This is a genomic window from Kosakonia sp. H7A, from assembly GCF_003028445.1.
Lineage (GTDB): Bacteria > Pseudomonadota > Gammaproteobacteria > Enterobacterales > Enterobacteriaceae > Kosakonia > Kosakonia radicincitans.
In genome coordinates this window covers 377,713-401,606 of sequence record NZ_PYTZ01000002.1, presented here as the reverse complement: position 1 = coordinate 401,606, position 23,894 = coordinate 377,713, and the positions used below count along the sequence as shown (strand labels likewise).

Annotated in this window: 20 protein-coding genes; 4 read left to right on the top strand and 16 right to left on the bottom strand. The window is 54.3% G+C overall.

Going from position 1 to position 23,894, the window contains the following annotated elements; translation table 11 throughout:
* Nucleotides 1–49: 49 nt before the first annotated feature.
* On the bottom strand, nucleotides 50–829 hold the full coding sequence (locus CWM66_RS09860) for an alpha/beta fold hydrolase (RefSeq protein ID WP_072440349.1): 780 nt from the start codon (nucleotides 827–829) through the stop codon (nucleotides 50–52).
* Nucleotides 830–938: 109 nt separating this feature from the next.
* Here CWM66_RS09860 and CWM66_RS09855 point away from each other — a divergent pair, with 109 nt between their 5' ends.
* A complete protein-coding gene (locus tag CWM66_RS09855) occupies nucleotides 939–1,847 on the top strand; it encodes a LysR family transcriptional regulator (RefSeq protein ID WP_007371358.1) in 909 nt (302 codons plus the stop codon).
* Between the two features lie 86 nt (nucleotides 1,848–1,933).
* Nucleotides 1,934–3,052, top strand: coding sequence for a lysozyme inhibitor LprI family protein (locus CWM66_RS09850; protein ID WP_071921018.1), 1,119 nt, complete (start codon nucleotides 1,934–1,936; stop codon nucleotides 3,050–3,052).
* A 78-nt stretch (nucleotides 3,053–3,130) separates the two neighbouring features.
* Here the strand turns inward: CWM66_RS09850 and CWM66_RS09845 are convergent, their stop codons facing one another.
* The 8 genes from CWM66_RS09845 to CWM66_RS09810 all read right to left on the bottom strand — a co-directional run bounded on the left by CWM66_RS09845 (nucleotide 3,131) and on the right by CWM66_RS09810 (nucleotide 12,042).
* Nucleotides 3,131–3,739 (bottom strand): ANTAR domain-containing response regulator, encoded by a 609-nt coding sequence (locus CWM66_RS09845; protein ID WP_035888666.1) that lies wholly within the window; start codon nucleotides 3,737–3,739, stop codon nucleotides 3,131–3,133.
* Nucleotides 3,736–4,893 carry a transporter substrate-binding domain-containing protein gene (locus CWM66_RS09840; protein WP_007371355.1) on the bottom strand — a complete coding sequence of 386 codons (1,158 nt, stop codon included), beginning with the start codon at nucleotides 4,891–4,893 and terminating at the stop codon, nucleotides 3,736–3,738. Before CWM66_RS09840 ends, CWM66_RS09845 begins: the two co-directional genes overlap by 4 nt.
* 43 nt (nucleotides 4,894–4,936) lie before the next feature.
* Nucleotides 4,937–6,643, bottom strand: a complete 1,707-nt coding sequence (locus CWM66_RS09835; RefSeq protein ID WP_072440366.1) for a nitrilase-related carbon-nitrogen hydrolase — start codon at nucleotides 6,641–6,643, stop codon at nucleotides 4,937–4,939.
* The gene (locus CWM66_RS09830; protein ID WP_007371353.1) at nucleotides 6,643–8,136 is read right to left on the bottom strand and encodes a cytosine permease; all 1,494 of its coding nucleotides are present in this window, start codon (nucleotides 8,134–8,136) and stop codon (nucleotides 6,643–6,645) included. Before CWM66_RS09830 ends, CWM66_RS09835 begins: the two co-directional genes overlap by 1 nt.
* A gap of 335 nt (nucleotides 8,137–8,471) precedes the next feature.
* Nucleotides 8,472–8,870, bottom strand: a complete 399-nt coding sequence (locus tag CWM66_RS09825; RefSeq protein WP_007371351.1) for a helix-turn-helix domain-containing protein — start codon at nucleotides 8,868–8,870, stop codon at nucleotides 8,472–8,474.
* Nucleotides 8,871–8,910: 40 nt separating this feature from the next.
* The gene (locus tag CWM66_RS09820; RefSeq protein WP_007371350.1) at nucleotides 8,911–9,774 is read right to left on the bottom strand and encodes an HlyD family secretion protein; all 864 of its coding nucleotides are present in this window, start codon (nucleotides 9,772–9,774) and stop codon (nucleotides 8,911–8,913) included.
* A complete protein-coding gene (locus CWM66_RS09815) occupies nucleotides 9,771–9,989 on the bottom strand; it encodes a DUF1656 domain-containing protein (protein ID WP_007371349.1) in 219 nt (72 codons plus the stop codon). The genes CWM66_RS09820 and CWM66_RS09815 overlap by 4 nt, the downstream gene beginning before the upstream one ends.
* Nucleotides 9,979–12,042, bottom strand: coding sequence for an FUSC family protein (locus tag CWM66_RS09810; RefSeq protein WP_107146593.1), 2,064 nt, complete (start codon nucleotides 12,040–12,042; stop codon nucleotides 9,979–9,981). Before CWM66_RS09810 ends, CWM66_RS09815 begins: the two co-directional genes overlap by 11 nt.
* A 76-nt stretch (nucleotides 12,043–12,118) precedes the next feature.
* Here CWM66_RS09810 and CWM66_RS09805 point away from each other — a divergent pair, with 76 nt between their 5' ends.
* Nucleotides 12,119–12,913 carry a helix-turn-helix transcriptional regulator gene (locus CWM66_RS09805; RefSeq protein WP_007371347.1) on the top strand — a complete coding sequence of 265 codons (795 nt, stop codon included), beginning with the start codon at nucleotides 12,119–12,121 and terminating at the stop codon, nucleotides 12,911–12,913.
* 72 nt (nucleotides 12,914–12,985) lie between these two features.
* Here CWM66_RS09805 and CWM66_RS09800 read toward each other — a convergent pair whose 3' ends face one another.
* Nucleotides 12,986–13,288: a putative quinol monooxygenase gene (locus tag CWM66_RS09800; protein ID WP_090396559.1), complete on the bottom strand. Its 303-nt coding sequence runs from the start codon at nucleotides 13,286–13,288 to the stop codon at nucleotides 12,986–12,988.
* A 58-nt stretch (nucleotides 13,289–13,346) separates the two neighbouring features.
* On the bottom strand, nucleotides 13,347–14,363 hold the full coding sequence (locus CWM66_RS09795; RefSeq protein ID WP_107146592.1) for an NADP-dependent oxidoreductase: 1,017 nt from the start codon (nucleotides 14,361–14,363) through the stop codon (nucleotides 13,347–13,349).
* Between the two features lie 90 nt (nucleotides 14,364–14,453).
* On the opposite strand from CWM66_RS09795, the gene CWM66_RS09790 reads away from it, so the two are divergent.
* A complete protein-coding gene (locus CWM66_RS09790) occupies nucleotides 14,454–15,356 on the top strand; it encodes a LysR family transcriptional regulator (protein WP_107146591.1) in 903 nt (300 codons plus the stop codon).
* Between the two features lie 220 nt (nucleotides 15,357–15,576).
* Here the strand turns inward: CWM66_RS09790 and CWM66_RS09785 are convergent, their stop codons facing one another.
* From CWM66_RS09785 to fusA, 5 genes are all read right to left on the bottom strand, one after another.
* A complete protein-coding gene (locus tag CWM66_RS09785) occupies nucleotides 15,577–17,199 on the bottom strand; it encodes a carbohydrate porin (RefSeq protein WP_199200038.1) in 1,623 nt (540 codons plus the stop codon).
* A gap of 517 nt (nucleotides 17,200–17,716) precedes the next feature.
* On the bottom strand, nucleotides 17,717–18,742 hold the full coding sequence (locus CWM66_RS09780) for an LLM class flavin-dependent oxidoreductase (RefSeq protein WP_035888681.1): 1,026 nt from the start codon (nucleotides 18,740–18,742) through the stop codon (nucleotides 17,717–17,719).
* Nucleotides 18,743–18,893: 151 nt separating this feature from the next.
* Nucleotides 18,894–20,339, bottom strand: coding sequence for an efflux transporter outer membrane subunit (locus CWM66_RS09775; RefSeq protein WP_107146590.1), 1,446 nt, complete (start codon nucleotides 20,337–20,339; stop codon nucleotides 18,894–18,896).
* A 210-nt stretch (nucleotides 20,340–20,549) separates the two neighbouring features.
* Nucleotides 20,550–21,494: a L,D-transpeptidase gene (gene ldtA, locus CWM66_RS09770; RefSeq protein ID WP_107146589.1), complete on the bottom strand. Its 945-nt coding sequence runs from the start codon at nucleotides 21,492–21,494 to the stop codon at nucleotides 20,550–20,552.
* Nucleotides 21,495–21,677: 183 nt separating this feature from the next.
* The gene (fusA, locus tag CWM66_RS09765) at nucleotides 21,678–23,780 is read right to left on the bottom strand and encodes an elongation factor G (RefSeq protein ID WP_007371336.1); all 2,103 of its coding nucleotides are present in this window, start codon (nucleotides 23,778–23,780) and stop codon (nucleotides 21,678–21,680) included.
* Nucleotides 23,781–23,894: the final 114 nt, after the last annotated feature.

The window sequence follows — 23,894 nt, the reverse complement described above, 5'->3', positions numbered from 1 at the left end:
CGAAAACGCCGCTCAGGGGAAAGATATCTCGCCTGCCTGCGTTAAGGCTTCAGAGTGCATGCGTTATAAAATGCGCGATCCTCTCTGTAAGCGCTTGCGGCGCTTCGAGCGGCAGCAGATGCCCGGCGTCAGGGATGATATGCAACGTCGCCTGCGGGATGCGCGGCAAAAGCTCGGCTTCCAGCACCGGGCGGCGTTCCACCTTATCCCGCTCGCCCAAAATAACCATCGCGGGCACCTTAATTGCAGCGACATCTGCCGTAATATCTTCCGCCATCATCACGTCCGGCCAGGCTTTTTTCGCCTGCGGGCTGCCTTTCAGGCTGTCTTCAATCACCTGCTCCCGCTGTGCGGCGCTCAGTTCTTTCGCTGTCAGTACATTATCAATCACGTATCCGACCGATTCACGGGACGAATAAGCGCTGGTTAAAAGCGTGCGTTCTTGCGGTGAAAGGCGCATCGGCGAAGGGGGAGACGGCGCGACCAGGATCATCCCTGCAAGACCAGTCGGTTGGTGCGAGGCGATAAGCTGCGCAACCTTTCCGCCCATCGAATGCCCCACCAGAATATAGCGTTGCAGGTTAAGCGCATCGATGACCGCCTGCGCATCCGCCGCCAGTGTCGCCAGCTCATAGCCGCTTTCCGGTTTTGCCGATTCGCCCCAGCCGCGATGGTCGATGGCTATCGTCCGGTAGCGATCCGACAGCGCTCCGGCAACCGCCTCCCAGGTTCGCGACGAACCGCCGTAATAGTGCAAAAAGACCAGCGCCAGCTCCCCGTTCCCTTGCTGCGTGACCTGAATGTGTGTGCCATTAACGTCAAGTTTCATTGCATAGCTCCTCTGTTTAACGAGTCAGCAGCGTAAACTCCATCACAGTATTTGATAATTCCCTGTAAAGTAGCGAGAGTCGATAATCTGAGTATTGAATGGTAAAGAAATGGATCGGTTAACCAGCCTTGCTGTTTTTGTTGCTGCCGTTGAAGAAGGCAGTTTTGCTGCCGCTGCGAGACGTTTTGGCGTGTCTCCGGCTATGGCGGGCAAACACGTCAGCGCGCTCGAAACCGAAGTGAATGCCCGGCTTCTGCAACGTTCAACACGGCGATTAAGTTTGACCGATGCCGGTCAAATCTATTACGAGCGCGGCAAACAGATCCTCGAAGCGTTTGAGGAGGCAAACCGCGAAGCGGGCGATACCCAGGCCACCGCACGTGGCACCTTGCGCGTTACCGTCCCGGTCACTTTCGGTGAGCTTCATGTCGCAAGCGTAGTGGCTCGCTATCTGGAAGATCACCCTGAGGTGAATGTGGAGGTGCTGCTGGAAGATCGTTATGTCGATCTGCTGGATGCGCGGGTGGATGTTGCCATCCGCATTGGCAGACTGAAATCGACACAGCTTGTCACGCGGCAACTGGCGCCCTGTCGCATGGTTATCTGCGCTTCACCTGGCTGGCTTTTGCGACACGGCACTCCGCAAACGCCGGAGGATTTGCGTAATGCTTCACGGCTGGCTTTTAGTAAAGCCGTCTCAGAAGGAAACTGGACGCTGTTTGATAAGCAAAAACACGCGCACGTGATTGATGGGCCATGCAGGCTGACGGCAAATAATCTGCAGTTACTGGTGGCGTCTGCGCTGGCCGGAACGGGGATTGTCTATGGGCCAACCTTTATGTTTGGCGATTATATCCGCCGCAAGGCCTTGATCCCGTTGCTGCCGGATTACACTGCCAGTGATTTAGTTATTCAGGCGGTTTATCCGAGCGCGCTGCGCATTCCAGTGAAAGTCCGCCATTTTGTCGATTACCTGGCGCAGGCTTTTGGCGACAATCCCCCCTGGGATCGCGCCTGATCCCCCTATTAACAGCAGGTATATTTCCCCTAAAGCTTTTGTCTTTCAGCCCGATAGAGATATTCAAACTCAAAAAGGGTGAGATTATGAAGAAAGTCATTCTGGCGGGCCTGCTGTACTGCATTTCGCAAATGGGCCACAGTGCTTCGTTTAATTGTGAGAAAGCCGCAGGTTTTGTTGAACTTACTATTTGCTCCACGCCCGCGCTCTCCGGGATGGACAGCCAGCTTAACGCGCTCTATAACCAGCTACTTCAGCAACAGCCGGAAAATAAAGCCCTGCTGCGCAAATCACAGTTGTCATGGCTGAAAGATATTCGCAATAAGGCGACGACCATTGAGTCTCTGCAAACTGCGTATCAGTCGCGCATTCAGGATCTGCAAACGCTGCTGGGTAACAAAACTGAACCCGTTCAGGCGAAACCCGATCCTGCGCCAGTTACCCCGCAGCCCGCACCGGTTGCCGCCAAATCAGAACTTGAATTGAAAGCTGAAGCGGGCGATATCGCTGCACAGGCCGAGTGGGGAATCGCGCTCAGCAAAGGCACGGCGCAGCAAAAAAGCGAAGCCATTCACTGGCTGGAATCCGCAGCGGCGCAAAAAAATCCGGCGGCCATGCAGCGGTTGGGTTTTCTCTATACCTACGGGAAAAGCGTTGCCCGGGATGTTGATAAAGGCGTGGCGTTAACCCGCGCAGCAGCCGAAGCCAATGATGCGAATGCGCAAATTGATTTGGGTTACAACTATGCCAACGGGATTGGCGTCGAAAAGGATTATCAGCAAGCGCTGGCGTGGTATGAAAAGGCAAAAGCCAATGGCAGCCCTTTAGCGGAGAGAAATATCGCGGCGATAAAATCCAATATGGAAGAAGAGGCCAAATACCGCAATGGCTATACCGCAATCGTGACGTGCGGCCCGGTTACCTCGCCGGGATACGTTGATAACTGCTTTAACGACAGCGACCTGAAAATCACCAAAGACAATATCACCACGCTTTATAACATGAGCAGCGGAAACTACCCCAGCGCTGCCGGCGAGGCATTTTCTGACGGATTACATATCAAACTGCCGGAAAACTTTAGCGTCTATGCGCAAAACAGCATGGATAACGATGTATTAATGGTGAAGATTGTCAAAAATGACAGCGGTAAAGTGGTGTTTCAGGATCAAGCGTCAAAATACGGCGTGATTAACGTCAGAAATTAAGCGGAATGGTGAAAACCCGACACTCCGGCCTCTTCTTGAGGCCGTTTTTTTGCACAGCATCCTGCAAAACAGAGCACACTATTCCGCCAGCAGTGATTTCAACCGGTTGAGCCAGAATTCCGTGTCGTTCAGCAACTCACAGCTGAGGTTTTCAATGGTCATGTGTTGCGCCATCGAGGCGCGGCGCAGCAAGCTGTAAGCATCGTCTTCCTCCAGCCGTAGCGCGTGCATAACCCGCAGTTGCGCGGAAAACAAAAACTTACGCGCTCGCAGCCGCTCCTCCTGCCGCCTGAGTTGCGCTTCGAGCTGGTTGATGTGCGCGGCATGATTAAGCGCCAGCGTAAAGGCGGTCATCACACCATCAAAACGTACCGGTTTACGCATATAGCTGTCGATCTTCTGCTCGGCAATCCACTGTAAACGCGATGGCGTTTCAATGGCGGTAAGCGCAATCTTTGGCAGCGCGGGCCAGGGGAGCAGGTTCGTGGGATGAAACAGGGTGGAGTTATCGCCGTCGAACACCAGCAGCTGTTGGTCAGCCAGTTGGCTCTCATCAGGAAACGCCGCACAGAACAGGCCCTCTATCCCTATGCGGCTAAACTGTTGCGCCAGATGGTGGTTATCACGATCGGAACAGCCGATCACACACACTTTTAATCCGCGCATCTGCACGTTTTTTCGGCTCATGCGCTGCCTCCGCGATGCGTGAGGCTCGCGAGATCCACCCAGGCCAGCCAGGGATCGGGTTTCACCGCGGCATCAGCCTGCCAGAAACTCTCCAGCCTGCCGTTGTGACAGCGCGCCAGATGCGGGGTCAACCAGCAGTGATTATTGTCGGCGTCGAGGCGAATTCGCCCGGCTGGCGAATCCATTTCATCCTGCAATACCGCATTGCGCACGCCTTCAACGTCGGCATTGCCGTGGCGCGCAATGGCTCTTGCCAGTAAATGTCCGGCCAGCCAGGCACTTTCACTGTCCACTGACGGCGAAACATGCTCACCAAAGCGCTGGCGGTAGCTGCTCAGAAAACGCCGGTTGGCGGCGCTGTCAATCGACTGAAACCAGCTTGCAGAGACCAGATACCCCTCTAATGCCTCTGCGCCTATTAACTGCACTTCCGGCTCACACAGCGTCAGGCTCAGCTTCAGCACCTCGTTTAACCACGGGTGCTGCTGACAGGCCTGGTGCCAGGCGCGGTAAAAACTGTAGGCGCTTTTGCCGACCATGGTATTCAGGAGCACTTTCGGGCGGCAGGCGATAATATCAGCGATTAACGCATCCACATTTTCGTCGCCCAGCGGCAGTAATTTACTCTGCACCACGCAGCCGCCCGCAGGGATCACGGCCTCACGGGTGATGCGATCCATCTCCCAGGACCAGACATAGTTAGAGCCGATGTGATAGATCTCCGCCGCCTGCTGCTGTAACAGCCAGCTCAGCATCGGCAAGATATGCTGATTGGGCGTGGCGCCAAGATAAATCACGCTGTTGCTGCTCTCAAACCCTTCATAGCGCGCGGAGTGCCACAGCAGCGCATTTGCACCTTCGATCAACGGCAGAATGGTTTTACGCGCCGCGGACGTGTAGCAGCCGATCACATGACGCACGCCGTGGCGATAGAGCAAGTCGTGGCAATAGTCGTAGTAGAGATCCAGCGAACCCTGCGGATCGCGGATTATGGGAGCAAGGGTAAATTCATGGGCGGGATTGGCATTTATCTCCTCAATCGCCAGCAGAATGCCGTTGAGCATCTCGCGCCCGATAACCGCATAATCGCCTGAAACAGAATAGAGAATACCGACCGGAATAACGCGTTTAGGCAGCGGCTGAGTGGCAGACATAATGGCTCCTGAATCAACGCGGCCCGCAGGCCGCGTCTGTGGTTCATCGCGGTGGTTGAGCAACCAGCGCAGTGTAGTAATGCGGCTGACGCATCAGCACCAGGTCTTTACGTCTTACCACATGATCGGGGTAGGTGGTACCGGCTGAACCCGTGGAGATATCCAGCACCACCAGCCCTTTCGCGCCTGTGGCTTTCGCTTCTTTACGCGGAAAGGCAAACGTATCCGGGCCGAATACTCCGCTCAGGCCAATGCTTTCTCCTTCAGCGGCTGGCCAGTTGGCAAAAGCCAGCCAGACATTATTCTCACCCGCGCGAACGCGCGGCAGCAGCCAGTGGTAAGGATCGGCACCGCGCGGAATCGGCCAGACATGGGGGATCGCCGTGCCCACGTGCGCCATTGGCGCAGGTGTATGAAGCTGCGCCGGGCACGCAATGATGTCGCAGCCTTCCAGCGCCAGAATCCGTGCGGCTTCCGGCACCAGCAGATCTTCGCCCAGCAAAATACCAACCCGCCCGCAGGGCAGATCGCAGGTCACCCACTGATTACCTGCGCAGGCCCATTGCCGATCCTGTTCGCTTACATGAATCTGCCGATAATGCGCACTCAATCCGCCACTGCTCACCAGCACCGCGCTGTTATAGCACTGCTCCCCTTCCCGCTCGGCGAACCCCGCAAGCAGCGCGATATCCAGTTCCATCGCCAGCGCGATCAGCGCCTGTACAGGCGCATCATCCAGCGTCAGCGCGTAGCGGCTACCGTCACCGCCGGTCAGCGCGCGTTCCGGCAATACCAGCAGTTCTGCGCCGCCCGATTTCGCCTGTTCGGCCCAGTGGCGAATCTGCGACAGATTGGCATCAACATCGTTTTGCGGACGAAACTGCGCCACCGCAATACGTGAATCTTTGCCGTCGGGCAGTGGATTACGCCCATATAAGCCAAAAAAGTCCTTTGGATTCCACTGGAAAGTGTTGGTCATCAAACGCTGATACAGCTCAGGCCGACGCTTATTCAGTTGTGGATTCTCCTCAGGCAGGGGTAATTCAGCGCTGAGTACCCGATCGCCGCTGTCACAACTGGCCAGCAGATTCCCGTGGCTATCCACAATGCAGCTGCCGCCGCTGAACTGCACGCCCCGCTCCCAGCCCCAGCGATTACTTTCGATCAGCGCGCAGCCGTTCTCCCAACCGCGCGTAAGCCAGTAAGGCGCAGGTGTGCGTTCAGCCAGCCAGTTGCTGATGTGGCAGATAATTTGCGCGCCGCCCAGCGCAACCAGCCGGGCGGTTTCAATAAAGTGAATATCCATACAGATCAACAGCGCGATATTGCCGATCTCCGTGTGAAAGACCTGATGTCCGCCATCGCCGTTAGCCGCCCATTTCGGTTCCGAGATATAAGGGTGCGTTTTACGGTGGACGCCAATCACCCCCTGCGGCCCGACCAGAACGGCGCTGTTATAGTAAAGGTCAGTCACCGGATCCCGCTCCGGCATGCCAAAGACCAAAAAGCAGTTAAACTCGCGCGCAACGGCAGCAAATGCCTGGCTGGTGGCTCCGTCCGCCGTTTCTACATAAGGGGCGACTTCCGCGCGATCCAGCCAACAATAGCCGGTGGTCGCCATTTCCGGCATAACGATTAAGCGCGCGCCATCACGCGCGGCCTGAGTTGCTAATGCCAGCAGACGCGTGACGTTCTCCTCTTTTCTGAACTGCGTTGGTTCAAACTGGATGGTTGCAACGTTGATGCGCATTATTCTGCCTCCTTGCTCAGTAACGGATTAAATACCGGTTTCGGCCCCTGATAAGCATCAGAAGGTTTCCAGTTGGTTTGCATGTCCTCAGGGAAGGTTTTGAAGTAATAGCTGCCGCGAGTGGCAACGCTGATAGCAACGTGCAGCACCGGGCCAACCAGCATGGCGATAAACGAGGCATACACCATCGGATACAGGCCCAGCACGCCAGCCGCGCCTATGGCAACCGCAACGCACAGCGCAATCACGCCGGACGGGTTCCACATACGCAGATACTCTTTGCGGAACTCCACAAAATCGGATGGCGCAAGGTGCAGCACTTTGCGGCAGATAAAGTAATCCGCAAGGATAATAAACACCCAGGTGTTGGTGAGAATGCCGGTAATGGAGAGGAAAGTGCCGGTATATTGCAAGATATTGCAGATGTAGAACACCACACCGAGCAACCAGACCAGCAACATCCACCACTGACGTCCCGGGCGATAGTTAAACGCCATATCCATGGTATTCGACAGTGCAATCGACCCCGAGTAGAGATTGAGCACGTTAATGCGGATCTGGGTAATCACCGCAAATAACACGCCGGTCAGACCAATAATCAGCGGGAAGACAAAGCCCGGATCGAGCGCCAGCGACCAGACATCTTCGCCCTGAATATGCGGCATCAGGGTGTAGGCCATAAACGCGCCAAACAGCATGACCACCACAATCGGGATCAGCATCCCCAGCATGATGGTGGCAGTGCCTTTATGGCTGATACCCGGACGGGCAAAACGACCGTAATCAGTAGCCATCAATCCCTGAAAGACAATTTGCCCGTTGGCCATATTCATCACCAGCCACAGCGCGTTACTGTCGATCTCCCCTTTTGGCTGCCAGCCGCTGAAGCTGACCGCCGGATAGTGGTGGGTTAATTGCCAGATACAAAAGCCAAACAGCACAATGAAAATGGGAACGCCCCAGGTTTGCAGAAACTGCATGGATGACATGCCTTTCCAGACAAACCAGATGGCGGCCAGCCCCATCAGCGCAAAGATGGCGATGCCGGTAAACGAGTTGACCGGCACGCCCGCATAGTTGGCGATAGCGTGAGACACGATGGTGCCTTCGAACAGGAAATAGAAGATGAAATTCACGGCGTAAATCAGCGATGTGAAGGCCGACCCCATATAGCCGAATCCCAGCCCGCGCGTCATCAGATTGAGTGAAAGTCCCTCTTTACTCGCCATCTTCATAATGCAGGAGCCAATTAAGGTGGCGAACACCACCATATAACCAATCGGCAGCAGCAACATGGGCCAGCCGACCTGATAGCTCATGTCCGCGCCAAGGCTGAACCAGAACATGGCGGTAGAGTTGCCGAGCAGTACCAGAATAATGGCCGGAATAGGCCAGCGATAGTGCGACGGCACGCGGCCGACTGCGTAATCCTCAACGGCTTCTGCTTCAGTGATATCTTGTGGACCCTGAAACCATGCTTTTAACTTGCTCATAGATTTACTCCAAAAAAAAGCCCCGCCGACAGCATTGCCGGCAGGGCTTCTTCGCCTGAAATCGATGTACTGGAGTGGCTAATCGCCACAAGCCGCTTGCCAGGCTACGGTGCCTGTTCCTGCCATGCAGGATGCGGTATCGTTAAGAAAGCAATTGATGTGCCAGCTTTTAAAAACCGCAGAAGGTGCAGGTAAACCGGCAGAATAGCGAGGCGAACACGCATTGTGTCAGTGCAGCGCGCACCATTCTGGTACAAAGGCGCGTCATTCCGGCAAGGCGTCCCGCTTTTTAAATAGATGTCCCCTAATCGCCAGCCGGAACGGCAACAGACGACTCACCTCGACGATGACGCGGGTGATGATTTCCGTGGTTTTACGTCGGTATGAAAATCATCGAAATGCTGACGAAAAAATGTCTTTCGGTATTTATGCGGCGGCAGTTGATATTTTTTGTGAAATGCCCGGGTTAATGATTGCTGAGAATCAAAGCCGTATTTCATGGCCAGACTGATTAATGATTCATTGGATGTAATCAGTTGTTCGGCAATTAAACTTAGCTTTCGATCGCGGATAAACTGGCCCAGATTCTGGCCCGTTTCCGCAAAAAACAGTCGCTGTAAGTGCCATTTTGAATAGCCGGACTTGGCTGCGACATCATCAATTTTCATTGGCGACTGAATATTGCGATTGATCCACGCAATTAAGTTGATGATAAGTTCTTTTCTGTGATTCATAGCGTTAAACCCAACGTGTGCACAATAGTGACCAGAAACGTTATGGCGTAATCAACACGCTCGCGGACAAACCAGCCACCAGATCAATTCCCGCCGGTAAGGTGTCGATATGAATGCGCACCGGAATACGCTGCGCGAGCCGCACCCAGCTAAATGTCGGTTCCACCTCCGGCAGACCAAGCCCGCCCGTCTCGTCATTACTGTCACCGATCCCGTGCCCGATACTTTCAACATGGCCGGTAATGGCAGGCTCAAACCCCATCAACGCTATCTGCGCACTGTTTCCCACACGAATATGGCGCAGTTTGGTCTCCTCGAAATAACCCACAACCCAGAAACTGTTCGCATCGACGATGGCCACTTTTGTTTCGCCAGCGGCAGCGTAGTCGCCAGCGCGAAGCCGCAGATGCGTAACATAGCCCGCAACCGGCGAGCGCACGGTGGCATGGGATAAATTAAGCTGAGCCAGTTCCAGCGCGGCCAGCGCGCCATGGTAGTTCGCCACCGCGACGCTCGCCGCACTGTCGGTTTGCTGCAAATCCTCGCTGGCGATCACGCCCTTGAGGCGGGAACGCCTTGTCGCCGCATCCTGGCGCATTAACATCTCATGGCGTTTAGCCTCGACGTCAGCCTGCGCGCTGGCCACCGCCAGCTTTAACCAGCGCGGATCGATCGTATAGAGCACATCGCCACGATTAACCCACTGATTATCTTTGACTTGCACACTGCTCACCGGCCCGGAAACCTCCGGCGCAATCTGCACCACATCCGCACGCACCCGGCCATCGCGGGTCCAGGGTATCTGCGCATAATGTTTCCACATCATAAAAGCCAGAAGTGTTGCCACCGCCACTGCGCTTAATGTCAGCGCATAGCGTCCAAACAGAGAGAGAAACGATTTCATGCGAATAACCACCCCAGCGCATTCAGCCCCTGGATAAGCAGGGAAAAGGTAACGATATAGATTGAGAAACCCATCAGCGGGCGATAAGGCAAACGCCGGTAAAGCCTGCTGAAAGAGAAAAGCGGCACACACAGCAAAGTAAAGACCAGGGCCAGAATCGCGACGATCAACAGGCCGGGGAAAAAGACACCGCCAATATTCATGTCATTGATCATCGGCCTGCTCCCTGTTCTGCTCCTGCAATGCGCAGTACAAATCAACCAGCCTGCCAACGAATTGCTGAGATTGTTGCTGCCCGGCAGGCAAACAGCGGCCAATCATTGCGGCAATACGCTGGCGCAAAATAGCGGCATCTGTCGCGTTGCCAGGCAGGTAAAACAGCTCATTGAGCGCTTTACCCGTATCGCCTCCCGCTGGCGAATAACCACGCCGCAAATGCATCACGCCGAGGCCAATCCGCAGATAGTGCAGCATCTGGTTAAGCGTCTGCGCGGGCGATTGCCTGCTACGCTGCAAGCGCGGAAGTAACAAGGCAGTCCTGTCGATCATTAAATTGGTCCAGTGTGTCTCGTCGGATTTAAACGCCCCTTTCACGCTGCGTCGTATATCGCGACGGCAACGCTTCAGCAGACGGTTTATCGCCGCATCTGCCTGCACGGTTTGCAGCAAGCTCATACCGATCACGGCAAAACCGGTCGCGGCAAATAAGGCGATGGCGGTGTTAACAGCCACGGCGAAGTCGCCGCTGTAGCGGGGACCCAACTCGCACAAAACAGGCAGTGTGAGGGTGATCCCCATGGCCATAAACGTGGTGGGCGGCCGTGCCTGGAGCGATCCGGCCAGCAGATAGGCTGGTGCAAACACCGCGACCAGCACACTGAATTCAGTGACGTGTGGAAGAAGGGCAAAGCTGTAGATCAGGCTTATCAATACGCCCCAGAAGGAGCCAATAATGTATTTCACAATATGCGGAGCCGGCGCGTCGAAACTGCCAAACAACGTGCAGCAGACGCCAAGGATAGACACTGCCGTGCCGCCATCAGGCCAGGCCGAGAAAATCCATACCAGGCAGCCGCTCATGATTATCACAAACGCCCCCAGCGCAGTGCGTGCAGCGGCAAGATGATCGCGATGAAAAACATAACCTTTCACCGGCTGGTCTTGCGCCAGCCCTGGCGCGGGTTTCGCGTGATGGATGGCCCCGGCAAGACGCTCGCATTGCTGTATGAGGAGGATCGCTTCTGTCAGATGACGGGCAAAGCTCGCTTGCACGGCATCCTGCAATGTCAGCGCGAGCTGATCCTGCTGCGCCGTTAACTGCTCGCTGCGTATTCTTAGCGCTTCTGCCGTAATTTTTCGTTCCCGCTCATCCTGACAGGCAAGCCAGTGCTGAACATCGCCCAGCAGTTTGTGCAGATCCTCCGGCATCGCCTCAATCATCTGCAGGCGATCGCGTAATTCGCAGATCACGATTAACAATCGGGCCAGCTTGTCATGCAGGGCATTTCTGGCGTGCCGGATCGGTACGGAGAGGGCAAAGTCATAGGGAATGTGGTGGCTGACGCCCTGAAGATACTGCAACGCCAGCGCCAGATGCAGGCTATTTGCAGCCTTATCGGATTTGCCTGCTAACGCGTCGGCAAGCATTTGTCGCGCCGAGCGCAGCGTTTCCGATAATTTGCTGTTGAACAGCCCGGATATCCGTTTTGGCAGCACATAGCGGTGAAGAAGCGCCGCGCAGAGGATGCCAATCATGATCTCCTGCACCCGAACGATGGCGGTGTCAAAAATCGCGCCGGGTTGCATTACCGCAGGAAAACCAATCAGGCTCGCGGTGTAACCGGCTAAAACAAAAGCGTAAGCGCGGGGTGTGCGTTCAAGCAGCGATAAGTAAAGGCAGAAGGTGATCCAGCCGGTAAGCACCACGCTGCACACGATCGGCATATTCACGAACGTGGGCACAATCAACACGGTCGCTGCGGCACCGATGACTGTTCCGGCCAGGCGATAAAGTGATCGGCTGAGTGAAGCGCCAACCGAGGTCTGCGAAACAATATAAACGGTAATGATTGCCCAGGAAGGTCTTTCAAGACCGATCGATAAGGCGATGTAATAAGCGAGCATGGCTGCTGCAAAGCTCTTGATGGCATACAGCAACGCATTGGCGTCATTTTGCAGCGTCAATGAAGCCATTACGACACCTGCACGGTGGAACACGTTGGAGATAGCCCGCCAAAAGCGGCAGTGACAGAAGTTTATTTTGTTCATGCCGGGATTATTACCGACTTGCACACTCGCTTAAATACTCTATTCTGTCAAAAAATCCCTAAATGTTGCCAATGCTATGAAGACCAGTGATGCCACGCAAGTGTTTGATCCTGACGCCACACCGTGCCCGGCCGTTGCGCGTCATCTCGAGTTCGTTGATTACGCCGCCGAAGTGCCCGTGCATACGCACCGCAAGGGGCAACTGATTATTGCGCTGTATGGCGCTGTTATCTGTCGCGCGGAAAATGATATCTGGATCGTGCCGCCGCACTGCGCTGTCTGGATCCCGGGCGGGGTCCCGCACAGTGCCAAAGCGACCTGGAACGCACATCTTAATTATTTGTTCATTGAACCCGGAGCCGTAGCACTCCCGGAGAAGTGTTGCACGCTGGCGATTTCGCAGTTGATTAAAGAATTAGTTGACCGTTTAACCCACGAGGGCGTTGATTACCCGGCAGATAGCCACGTTGCCAGGCTCACCCGGGTGACACTCGACGAATTAGCCACCATGCCGCAGCAGAAACTGAGCCTGCCTGTCTCTTCGAATCCCAAAATACGTACCATGGCCGATACGCTGGTAAGCCAGCCGGAAGATCGCAGCACATTTAAAGAGTGGGCGAAACGGCTGGCGATAAGCGAACGTTCGCTGGCGCGCTTGATGCTGCGCGAGACGGGGCTGACCTTTGGGCGATGGCGCCAGCAACTCCATTTGATTATTGCGCTACAGGAGTTAGCCAGCGGCGTATCCGTGCAAAACGTGGCGGCTAAATTGGGGTACGAGTCCGTGAATGCGTTCATCACTATGTTCAGGAAAACGATGGGCAGCACGCCTGCCCACTATTTTGCCGAACGGAAACTAAGCTCACGCTAATGCAGATTTCGTGCTCGAAGCTGCCGGTAAAAACGGTGGCTGACGCGCCGATCATAATAAACGCAACCGGTATTACACGTCCAACAGCCCCCTTTCGTTAAAGGCATCATATTTCAAAACCTCCCCCGTCATTCGCCCTTCCCATTTGGTGATAAATGCCCGGGTGTGGGTTGCCGCAAGATGCGCCGTGAGCGCCTCCTGGTCTTGCCAGCGTTCAGATATCAGCACGCTGCCGGTCACAGGGTCATCTACTGCAGCATCATACGAGAGGTTGCCTTCACCTTTTCGCACGCGTTGAGCCAGTAATTTTATATCGGCCATAAAGTGCTGTAAGCACGCAGGCTCAATATGGATATAGCCGGAGACAATGAGCATAACGCTTTCCTTTTTCTGTCTTCCCCCGATCGCCATGCAGAACAAATCGGGGAAGTGATTAAGCGTTTGTCAGCACAATTTTGCCCTGAATACTTCCCTTCGCAGCACGCTGATGAGCAGCCGATGCCATGGCTAACGGCCAGGTACTATCAATGACCACCCGGATCACGCCTTCTTCCAGCAGACGGCCTGCTTCTGATAATTGCGCGCCACTGGAGCGAACTTGTGTTGATGACACCGTAATATCTTTTTTGGCGGCCTCACTCCATGCGGAAAAACCCAGAGGGTTTACCAGAAATAACGCACCGCCTGGCTTTATACAGCGCAGAAAGCGCTCCATATTTGCACCGCCAACCGCATCAAGTACCAGATCAACATTGCTTACTACGCTCTCTGGTGCTGTTTTGGTGTAATCGATAAACTCATCCGCCCCCAGATCGCGTAACAGCGCCTCATTGCGGGAAGAGGCCACAGCAATAACCCGCGCTCCTTTCCAGTGGGCAATCTGCACCGCAAGGTGCCCCACGCCTCCCCCTGCACCATTGACCAGCACGGTCCGGTCTTTTAATGGAACGGCTTTATGAGGAAAAGCCTGGAAAGGATTCGGTGCGTCATGCCCCGTTTCGACAAGAAACTGCCAGGCCGTGAGGAGTGACATCGGCGCTCCCGCCGCCTGAATATGGTCAATTCCCCGTGGTTTTAATGCCAGTTCGGATGAAGGAACGCTGACATATTGCGCATAGCCGCCACTGCCTTCCATTAACTTTTGCGGAAAGCGCACCATTGAATAGACCTCATCACCCGTGCTGAACCCGGTCACATTTTTACCGACCGCAGCAACGACGCCTGATACGTCAGTCCCCAAAATGAGCGGAAATTCGGGCTCCGGCCACCATTCAGGCGGAAGCGCGCGATAACCGTCACGCAGATACCAGTCTGGCGGGTTAAGGCTGGCCGCCTGCACATGCACAAGAACCTCATCGCTGCCCACTAGCGGCCTGGGGGTCTCTTCATACAGCAGGTTTTCCGGCCCGCCAAACGCATGGAGTTGTACTGCTTTCATCATTTCACTCATCACAATCTCGCTCTAAAAGTGCTCAGGTGTCAGAGCATATGACGAATATCAGGGATTGATAATGAGGCTGAATTTCGCTTTACTTATGCCATGAAGGAACAAATGGCTTTTGAAAGACTCACCGGTCTTATTGCATTCGCTCGTGCTGGCGCGCTGGGCAGCTATACTGCGGCTGCCAGGTCGCTTTCTGTTTCGCCTTCCGCCATCAGTAAGAGTATTCAGCGGCTGGAGAAACACCTTGGCATCACGCTGTTCACCCGAACGACGCGTTCGCTGGTTTTGACTGCCGAAGGCCGCGAACTGCACGAACGGGCGTTGCGGTTGTTACGGGATGCGGAGGAGATCGAACAGGTAGCCAAACGCACGCGCGCAGAACCCGCTGGTACATTGCGCATCGCGGCGTCGTTACCCATTGGTATTCATTTAATTGCCCCTGTTCTTCCACAATTTTGCGCGCTTTACCCCAAAGTGAAGATTGACCTGCGCTTAAGCGACCACATGGTAAACCTTGTTGATGAGCATATTGATATTGCCATTCGAATGGGTGAGCTTGCGGATTCCAGCCTCCTGTCGCGTCACCTCCCGGCCTATCAGATAGGTTGTTATGCCTCGCCTGAATATTTAGCCCGTTGCGCTCCTCCGGAACATCCCAATGGATTAATCGGGCATCAAACGATTAATCTGCGTTACCAGAATACGGGGCAACTTTTTCGCTGGCCGTTCCGTATCGGAGAGCGGGAAATTGAGATGGTGCCTTCGTCAGCGGTCATTGTTGATGCGAGCGAAGCCGTCATTGCCGCAATTGCCGCCGGGGCTGGAATAGGCATGGCCGCGAACTTTATGGTGGCTTCCCTGGTGAGGGATAAAAAGTTAGTGCCCGTACTGGCAGATTTTGCGGTAGAGCGAGGCAATATTTCGGCTGTCTGGCATGAAAGCCGTCGTTCTAATCCTGCGGTACGCGCCTTTCTCGATCATATGCTTAAACATGTTTAAATGTCCGCAAGCCGGTTATTACTGATTATGGCTGGCGCATGTTTTAAGCCCGCAAACAGACCAGGCGGAATAGTCTGGCTCCCGTTCGCTCCGGGAAATACCGAAACGTATTTCTGCACGCCGTAAAAGATGAGTTGGAATACCATACCCGCCGAGCCCATATATCGCGCGGCCGATAATAAAAGAGCCTGCTGTACGCAGGCTCTGAATTTTTAAGTTATTACCACCACACTTCCGCCTGGACGCCGACGGTGAACTGATCGCTTTTCGCATCGGCAAATTCAAACTGGCTGATGCCATTATCGTTCACCTTCAGATACGTCCCATAGAAACGAATTTCCGGGCGTGAGGTCAACAGGCTGGTATCCACTTTCAGCGCATGATAGAGCGTAGTTTTATAACCGGATTCATGATACTCATTGCCGCCGGTTTTATTTTTCTGATCGAACCAGGCAAGTTCCACGCCAGTTTGATTAAAGTTATCCCAGATATACGCCGGGCGAACCACCGCACGAACGGAATTAAAATCAGTATGCGCACCGGTGTTGTAGTCGTAAATATCATTACCGTGCGCATAGACCAGTGCATGCGCCATAATCACATCCGGACGTAAATAGTTCTCGCCCTGAGAAATCACGCGGAAGGCTTTGCCGTAACTATGCTCGCCATAATACTGATCGTTATAACCGTACGTTGGGTTAGAATCCGAAATTAACGCAAAGCCGCTGGCGATGGAATTATCCGCTCCCTGGAGCGTTAATTCGTTAAACCCGCCGTTGTTAAACTTATGCCGCAGAATTAAACCGCCATGCCAGGCATCTTTGACGCTGTAATAGCTGCCGTTATCTTCATTTTTATGGTTGCTGTCGGTTTCATTCGGCATCGCATAACGCGCAAATACTTCCAGCGTGGCTTTCTCCCACAGCGGAATATCTTTATAGCGCACCTCTGCGCTGTTGGCGTTAACCTGCTGCGTATTGCCCGAGGTCGCATAATCGACCGCGTGGGCATTAACATCTTCGCGTGTGACGGCCACATTCAGCTTGCCGGGGCCAAGCTGCCAGTTCTCGATGCCGAGACCAGAACCGGCGTTCGTGCGATGGCTTTTCCAGTCCAGCATCTGAATTTCATACACCGGCAGGTTATGTTTACCGACCCAAAAATCCGCTTCCGGCGCAAACGGCAGGAACCCTTTGGTCGTCAGATAGATATCCGAGAATTGCAGGAGATTTTCCGAAGTGCTGTCAAACCAGCCCGCGCTATATTGCTGGCCAACGTTGCCATCCAGCATGACCACGGCTTTCGCCACCTTGCCGCCGGCATCGTAGACTTTCTGCGACAATTGCAGGTCGAACCAGGCGCTGTTTTCCTGGCCGAACCGCCCCAGGGAACCAATGGCGTAAGACTTCGGCGCGCCGCGCGTTCCGGTCGACCAGCCGGAGCGGAAGTAGCCGGTATAACTGAAGCCGAGATCGTTTTTCACATATTTACTGATGTCCGCCAGCGTCACCTCTTGTACCGGAGTCGCGCCGGTGACCGCTGCAGAATGCACTGGCGTAGCGTCGCCAGGCGCAGATGTTGCCGCATGCGTTTTATCGGCGGGTTTATTACTGGCGACAGCGTTCGCTCCACGGGCAGGATCCGGCTGCCTGTCGAACCGGATTTTATATTGCCGCAGCTCTTGCTTCGTGGCCTGTAATTCCTGTTGGTTTTCCGCCAGTGCTTTTTCCAGTAATTCCAGACGCTGTTCAACAGAGAGTTTTGCAGCGTCGGCGCTGGCGGAAACCAGCGCAGAGGATATTAATAGAGCAATCCATTTCAGTTGATGCTTTTTATTTATCATCTTTTTGTTCCTGTTATCCCTGGTAATAAATGGGCTGATTAACATGAGCTGGATAGATATTCAGGCAATACAACTCCGCCTGATGAACTGAATCGACATCAGGTAATTAATTATCTGTACCAGTAAAATGAACGACTGGTTATTTGCCGCAAATAGTGTATGGCTGGAATCATTCATTGCGGAAACAAGAGCCGCCCATGAAATATCCCGCAACGACTATCTGGGTATTTCATGCTTCACCTGAACTGACAGGCCATCGGTATTTTTACGTGTTCATCCCTCCTGAGGAAAATCCGATATCATTTCAAAACTCAAAAAAAAACCTGAATCACTTTTCCAGGCAGTCAATGCTCAGAAAAACGATTCAGGTTTTGCCCGTATTGGTCAGAGAATAATACGGTAGCAATCCAGTTTGTCCTGCGACAGGATACTGGCTTTTAATTCACTGACAAGCGACGAATCACTCCGTCGCGTTATTTTGTGAACTCACGCAATATTTCACGCCTGTTTTTTCATATTAATCGCGCCAGCCCATAGCCGGGGCCACATGTTTAAGAATTGATTCGATAACATGCACGTTGTAATCAACGCCCAACTGATTCGGCACGGTCAACAATAGGGTATCGGCTTCGGCAATCGCCTCGTCCTGTTTCAGCATTTCAACCAGTTTTTCCGGCTCTGCCGCGTAGCTACGGCCAAAGATCGCGCGGGTTTTCTCATCAAGGAAACCCACCTGGTCCTGATCGTTGCGGCTGCTGCCGAAATAAGCGCGGTCGCGATCGTCCATCAACGCAAAAATGCTGCGGCTAACGGAAACGCGCGGCGTACGCTGGTGCCCCGCTTCCGCCCAGGCCGCACGATACGCGCGGATCTGCTGCGCCTGCTGAATGTGGAACGGCTCGCCGGTTTCATCATTTTTCAGCGTCGAGCTTTGCAAATTCATCCCCAGTTTTGCAGCCCAGGCAGCGGTTGCATTTGAACCTGCCCCCCACCAGATACGCTCGCGCAAGCCTGCAGAATAGGGTTCCAGACGTAAAAGCCCTGGCGGATTCGGAAACATCGGCTGCGGATTTGGCGTAGCGAACTCTTCTCCCTTCAGGATCTCCAGCAGCGTTTCGGTGCGATGACGCGCCATGTCGGCCTCGCTTTCGCCTTCGGCAGGTTGATAACCGAAATAGCGCCAGCCATCAATCACCTGCTCCGGTGAACCCCGGCTGATCCCCAGTTGCAGGCGACCGCCGGAAATGAGATCCGCCGCGCCTGCGTCTTCGGCCATATAGAGCGGGTTTTCATAGCGCATATCAATGACACCGGTGCCGATCTCGATATTGCGGGTTTTGGCACCGATGGCTGCCAGCAGCGGGAAAGGAGAACTGAGCTGACGGGCGAAATGGTGGACACGGAAATAGGCGCCGTCCGCACCCAGCTCTTCAGCGGCAACCGCCAGATCAATGGATTGCAACAGCGCATCAGCGGCTGAGCGAGTGGCGGATTGTGCTGAAGGCGTCCAGTGACCAAAGGTCAAAAATCCGATCTTTTTCATGGCTTCGGGGGTCCTTTTAGGAAAAACGCGGCAGGCGGAATATATTTAGGTCGCATACCAATATATACCCCGCTTATCCTGCCTTTGACTCCCCTACTCTACGCACTATCCGATACAAATAAATATCATTTATTTAACATTAAGCATCAAATTAATTGATGGCCTTTACGGGCTGGGTAATTAACCCACCGCCAAGCTGTTCAATCAGTAAAATATTCTGGTCCATCATGTCGGCTTGCAACTGTGCAACGCTGCGATCTGACGCCAGCAGTTGATCCTGTAATGAGAGGACGTCCAGCCACGGACGCAATCCGGCTTTAAATTGGGCGGAAACGTCATCCCACGCACTGTGCGCGAGTTTATCGGCATCTTCCGTTTGTACAATCTGCTGCTCCAACGATTTCAGATTCACAATAGAAGTGCTGATATCGCCCAGTGATGAAATCAGCAGGCTATTATAGTGAGCGACCGCCAGATCCCACTCTGCGTTGCTGCCCGCCAAATCCGCCCGCCGTTTCCCGCCGTCGAAGATCGGCAGCGAAAGCGTCGGCCCGACATTGAAAAACCGACTCGGCGCGCCGACAAACGCATCGCCGAGAAGATTGCGCGTCCCGGCTTCGGCAACGAGGTTGATATTGGGGTAGAACTCGGTTTTCGTGGCTTTTATCTGTTTTTCCGCCGCTTCAACGCGCCAGCGCGCGGCAACCACATCCGGCCTGCGCCCGACTAACTCAGCCGGAATCGTCGACGGCAGCGTCGTTTGCATTGCCGGATTGCTCTCTGACGGTTTCAGATGGTGCCAATAATCCGGTCCCTTACCGACCAGCGTGGATAACTTAATTCCCGCTGCGGTGACATTTTCCTGCGCCTGTAATAATGCGGTCTGCGCATCTTTATCGTTAGCCATTGCCTGTTTATATTGATATTCCGGTGAAATACCACCGTGATAAAACTGACGCTGGATATCGCTTATTTTTGCCAGACGTTCGGCATTGGCGGCTGCTATTTTTTCTAATTTCCAGTCGACATTTAAATTATTCCATGCGCGGGCAATATTGGCCGATAAACTGAGCGCGGCAGCTTGTTTATCCAGCTCCGCCGCTTTGGCATTGCCTAACGCCGCCTGCCAGGCCGCTTTCTTACCGCCCCATAAATCCAGCGTGTAGCTGGTGCTGAGCGAGGCGGTGCGCAGCGTGCTGTAAGTTTTCCCCACCAGCAAAGGATCATCGACGCGCGCGACGCGGGAACGGGTAATGCTGGTATCCATATTAATATCAGGTAGTTGCTCTGCTCTGGCGCTGACTACCGTGGCATTGGCCTGATCCGCACGGGCGTTCGCTTCCTGCAAGCTGGGGCTGGACGCGAGTCCGTCGCGGATCAGCACATCAAGTTGCGGATCGTTAAAACGCTGCCACCAGTTGCCTTTGGGCCAGTTTGCCGGGCTTAACGTGACCTGCGACAGGGTATTTTTCGCCGCCAGCGAATCCGGGTTTAACATTTTGTTGTGAGTGTGAAGCCCCTCAGATGTGGCGCAACTGGTTAATACCAGAGAAGCCAGTAAGGTCATGGCTTGTTTATTTACTGCCGGAATTCTCATTACTTTATTGCCTTGGGCCGGAACACGAATACAGGACAGGAAGGAGTATCCTACCGTCCGGCCGCAGCGTTTTATATTGACATTCCGTGCGTTGAAATAAAACGAAATAACAAAATCATTATTCAACAAAAATAAAAACATAAATAACCCACAATTACTTCACTTTGTGGATTTTATTTTTCAGGATATTTCAATACTAAAATCGCGCCGCTACAGGCGCTGTTTATCAATCTGCCCGGTCTGAATACTGATATTCACCGGCATCCCTGAACGGCGTTCAAGCTCGGCTGATGCCCGGCTGGCATTAACCTCATCGCCTTTCATCAGCGCATGCAGTACCGGCGTGGCCGGGAGCGGAACTTTATTGCTGGATTCAAATTCCGTGCGATTGCGCGAGAGCGGTTCGTGAACCTCCAGCCAGCGGCTGCCGTCTGGCTCGGTGGTCATTTTCACCGGTTGATCGATAACCTGCACGCGCGTCCCGACCGGAACGTTATCAAACAGATATTTGATATCTGCATTACGCAGGCGAATACAGCCCTGGCTGACGCGTAAACCAATACCGAAGTTGGCATTAGTACCGTGAATGGCATACAGCTTGCCGATATAGATGGCATACAGCCCCATCGGGTTATCCGGCCCGGCGGGCACAAAAGCGGGCAAGGTTTTCCCCTCTGCAGCATAGGCTTTACGGGTGTTTGGCGTCGGCGTCCAGGTCGGCCCTTCTTGTTTACGTTCCACTGCGGTAACCCAGTTGCGCGGCGTTTCGCGCCCCGCCTGACCAATGCCAATCGGTATGATCTCCACCGTGTTGCTCTCTTTCGGGTAATAGTAGAGGCGCATCTCCGCGACGTTGACAACAATGCCTTCACGTACCGTATCGGGCAAGATGATCTGCTGCGGAATAATCAGCTGCGAACCCGCTTTCGGCAAGAACGGATCAGCATCGGGGTTCGCTTCCAGCAAATTGCTCAACCCTTGCCCGTATTTCGCGGCAAAGGCTTCCAGCGGCAACGTATTGCCCTGCTCGATAGTGATGGTTTGCGGGCTTCCCACCAGCCGGCTGCCCTCGGGCGGCAAAGGGTAGCTGACCGCCAGCGCAGCGCGGGTGGAGATCAGGGCAAGCAGGCAGCAAAGCAGTTTTACACGGCGCATGGCAGCATTCCTTAAAAACGGCGAAGACAGGATAAGCATAGCCCGCTTTGTGCATTTTCTGCTTTTTTACAGCACGTTATGACGCAGCGATAAAACGAGCGCGACCGGTTTATCGTGCGTAGCGAATACTGTACGGGCAATAAAAAACCCCGCCGCAGCGGGGTTTGGGGTCAGAATATCATGTCAGGCTTTGGCGCGGCTGGCGATGATCTCATCCGCCACATTGCGCGGCGCTTCCGCGTAGTGGTGGAACTCCATGCTGTAGGTTGCACGCCCCTGCGACATGGATCGCAGCGTGGTGGAGTAACCGAACATCTCGGCCAGCGGCACGTCAGCGCGGATAATCTGGCTGCCGAAGCGCTCTTCCATGCCCTGCACCATACCGCGACGGGAAGAGAGATCGCCCATAATGTTACCGGCGTACTCTTCCGGCGTTTCCACTTCCACATGCATCACCGGCTCCAGAATAGCCGGATCCGCTTTGCGCGCGCCCTCTTTGAAACCAAAGATGGCCGCCATGCGGAACGCCATTTCCGACGAGTCGACATCGTGGTAGGAACCGAAGGTCAGCGTCGCTTTCACATCCACCACCGGATAACCGGCCAGCACACCGCTGTTCATGGCTTCGCGCAGCCCTTTCTCCACGGATGGAATATACTCGCGCGGCACCACGCCGCCTTTGGTGGCGTCTTCAAAGACAAAGCCGCTACCCGGCTCCAGCGGTTCGAGCGTCAGCACCACGTGGCCATACTGCCCTTTACCACCGGACTGGCGAACAAACTTGCCTTCAATGTCTTTCACCGTTTTACGCAGCGTTTCACGGTAAGTCACCTGCGGGCGACCGATGTTCGCTTCCACGCCGAATTCGCGTTTCATACGGTCGACGATAATCTCCAGATGCAGTTCGCCCATACCGGAAATGATCGTCTGGCCGGACTCTTCATCCGTGTGCAGACGGAATGACGGGTCTTCAGAGGCCAGCCGTTGCAGCGCGATACCCATTTTTTCCTGGTCCGCTTTGGTTTTCGGCTCGATAGCCAGCGAAATCACCGGCTCCGGGAATTCCATACGTTCCAACGTGATCACCGCATCCGGGTCACTTAAGGTATCGCCAGTGGTGACATCTTTCAGCCCGACACAGGCTGCGATATCGCCCGCGCGCAGTTCATCCACTTCATGACGATCGTTGGCATGCATCTGCACGATACGCCCGATACGCTCTTTCTTACCCTTCACCGGGTTGTAGACCGCATCGCCTTTTTTCAGCACGCCGGAATAGACGCGGATAAAAGTGAGCTGGCCGACATACGGGTCAGTCATCAGTTTAAACGCCAGCGCCGAGAACGGTTCGTCATCGCTCGGGTGACGTTCCGCCGGTTGGCCTTTTTCATCCACGCCCTGAATGGCAGGAATATCCAGCGGCGACGGCATCAGTTCGACAACCGCATCAAGCATGCGCTGCACGCCTTTGTTTTTAAAGGCGCTGCCGCACAGCATCGGCTGGATCTCACCGGCGATCGTACGTTTGCGCAGACCGGCAATAATGTCGGCTTCGTCCAGCGAACCGGTTTCCAGATATTTATCCATCAGCTCTTCGCTGGCTTCCGCCGCCGCAGAGACCATTTTTTCCCGCCACTCCAGCGCGGTTGCCTGTAATTCTTCCGGTACTGGCGCGTAGCTAAAGACCATACCCTGCGTCGCGTCATCCCAGATGATTTCACGCATTTTGATCAAATCCACTACGCCGGTGAAATGCTCTTCAGCGCCAATCGGGATGACGATCGGCACCGGATTGGCTTTCAGACGATCGATCATCATCTGCACCACGCGGAAGAAATCCGCACCGGGGCGGTCCATCTTGTTGACGAAAGCCAGACGCGGCACGTGATATTTGTTGGCCTGGCGCCAGACGGTTTCCGATTGCGGCTGCACACCGCCTACCGAGTCATACACCATCACTGCGCCGTCGAGCACACGCATGGAACGTTCCACTTCAATGGTGAAATCCACGTGCCCGGGGGTGTCGATAATGTTGATGCGGTGCGGCTCATAACTTCTGTCCATACCGGGCCAGAAGCAGCTCACTGCAGCGGAAGTAATGGTGATCCCGCGTTCCTGCTCCTGCGCCATCCAGTCGGTTGTTGCCGCGCCATCGTGTACTTCCCCCAGCTTGTGGCTCATCCCGGTGTAAAACAGGATGCGCTCGGTGGTAGTGGTTTTACCGGCATCGATATGCGCGGAGATACCGATGTTGCGATAACGTTCGAGGGGGATGGGTCGGGGCATGATGCGTCCTTAGTCATTTGACTATCAGTTCACGGCCGGAATTGGCCGCAATTCATTGGCATGTATCATAGTACAACTGTACGAGTATATTCGAACTATTTTTGCTATTATTAC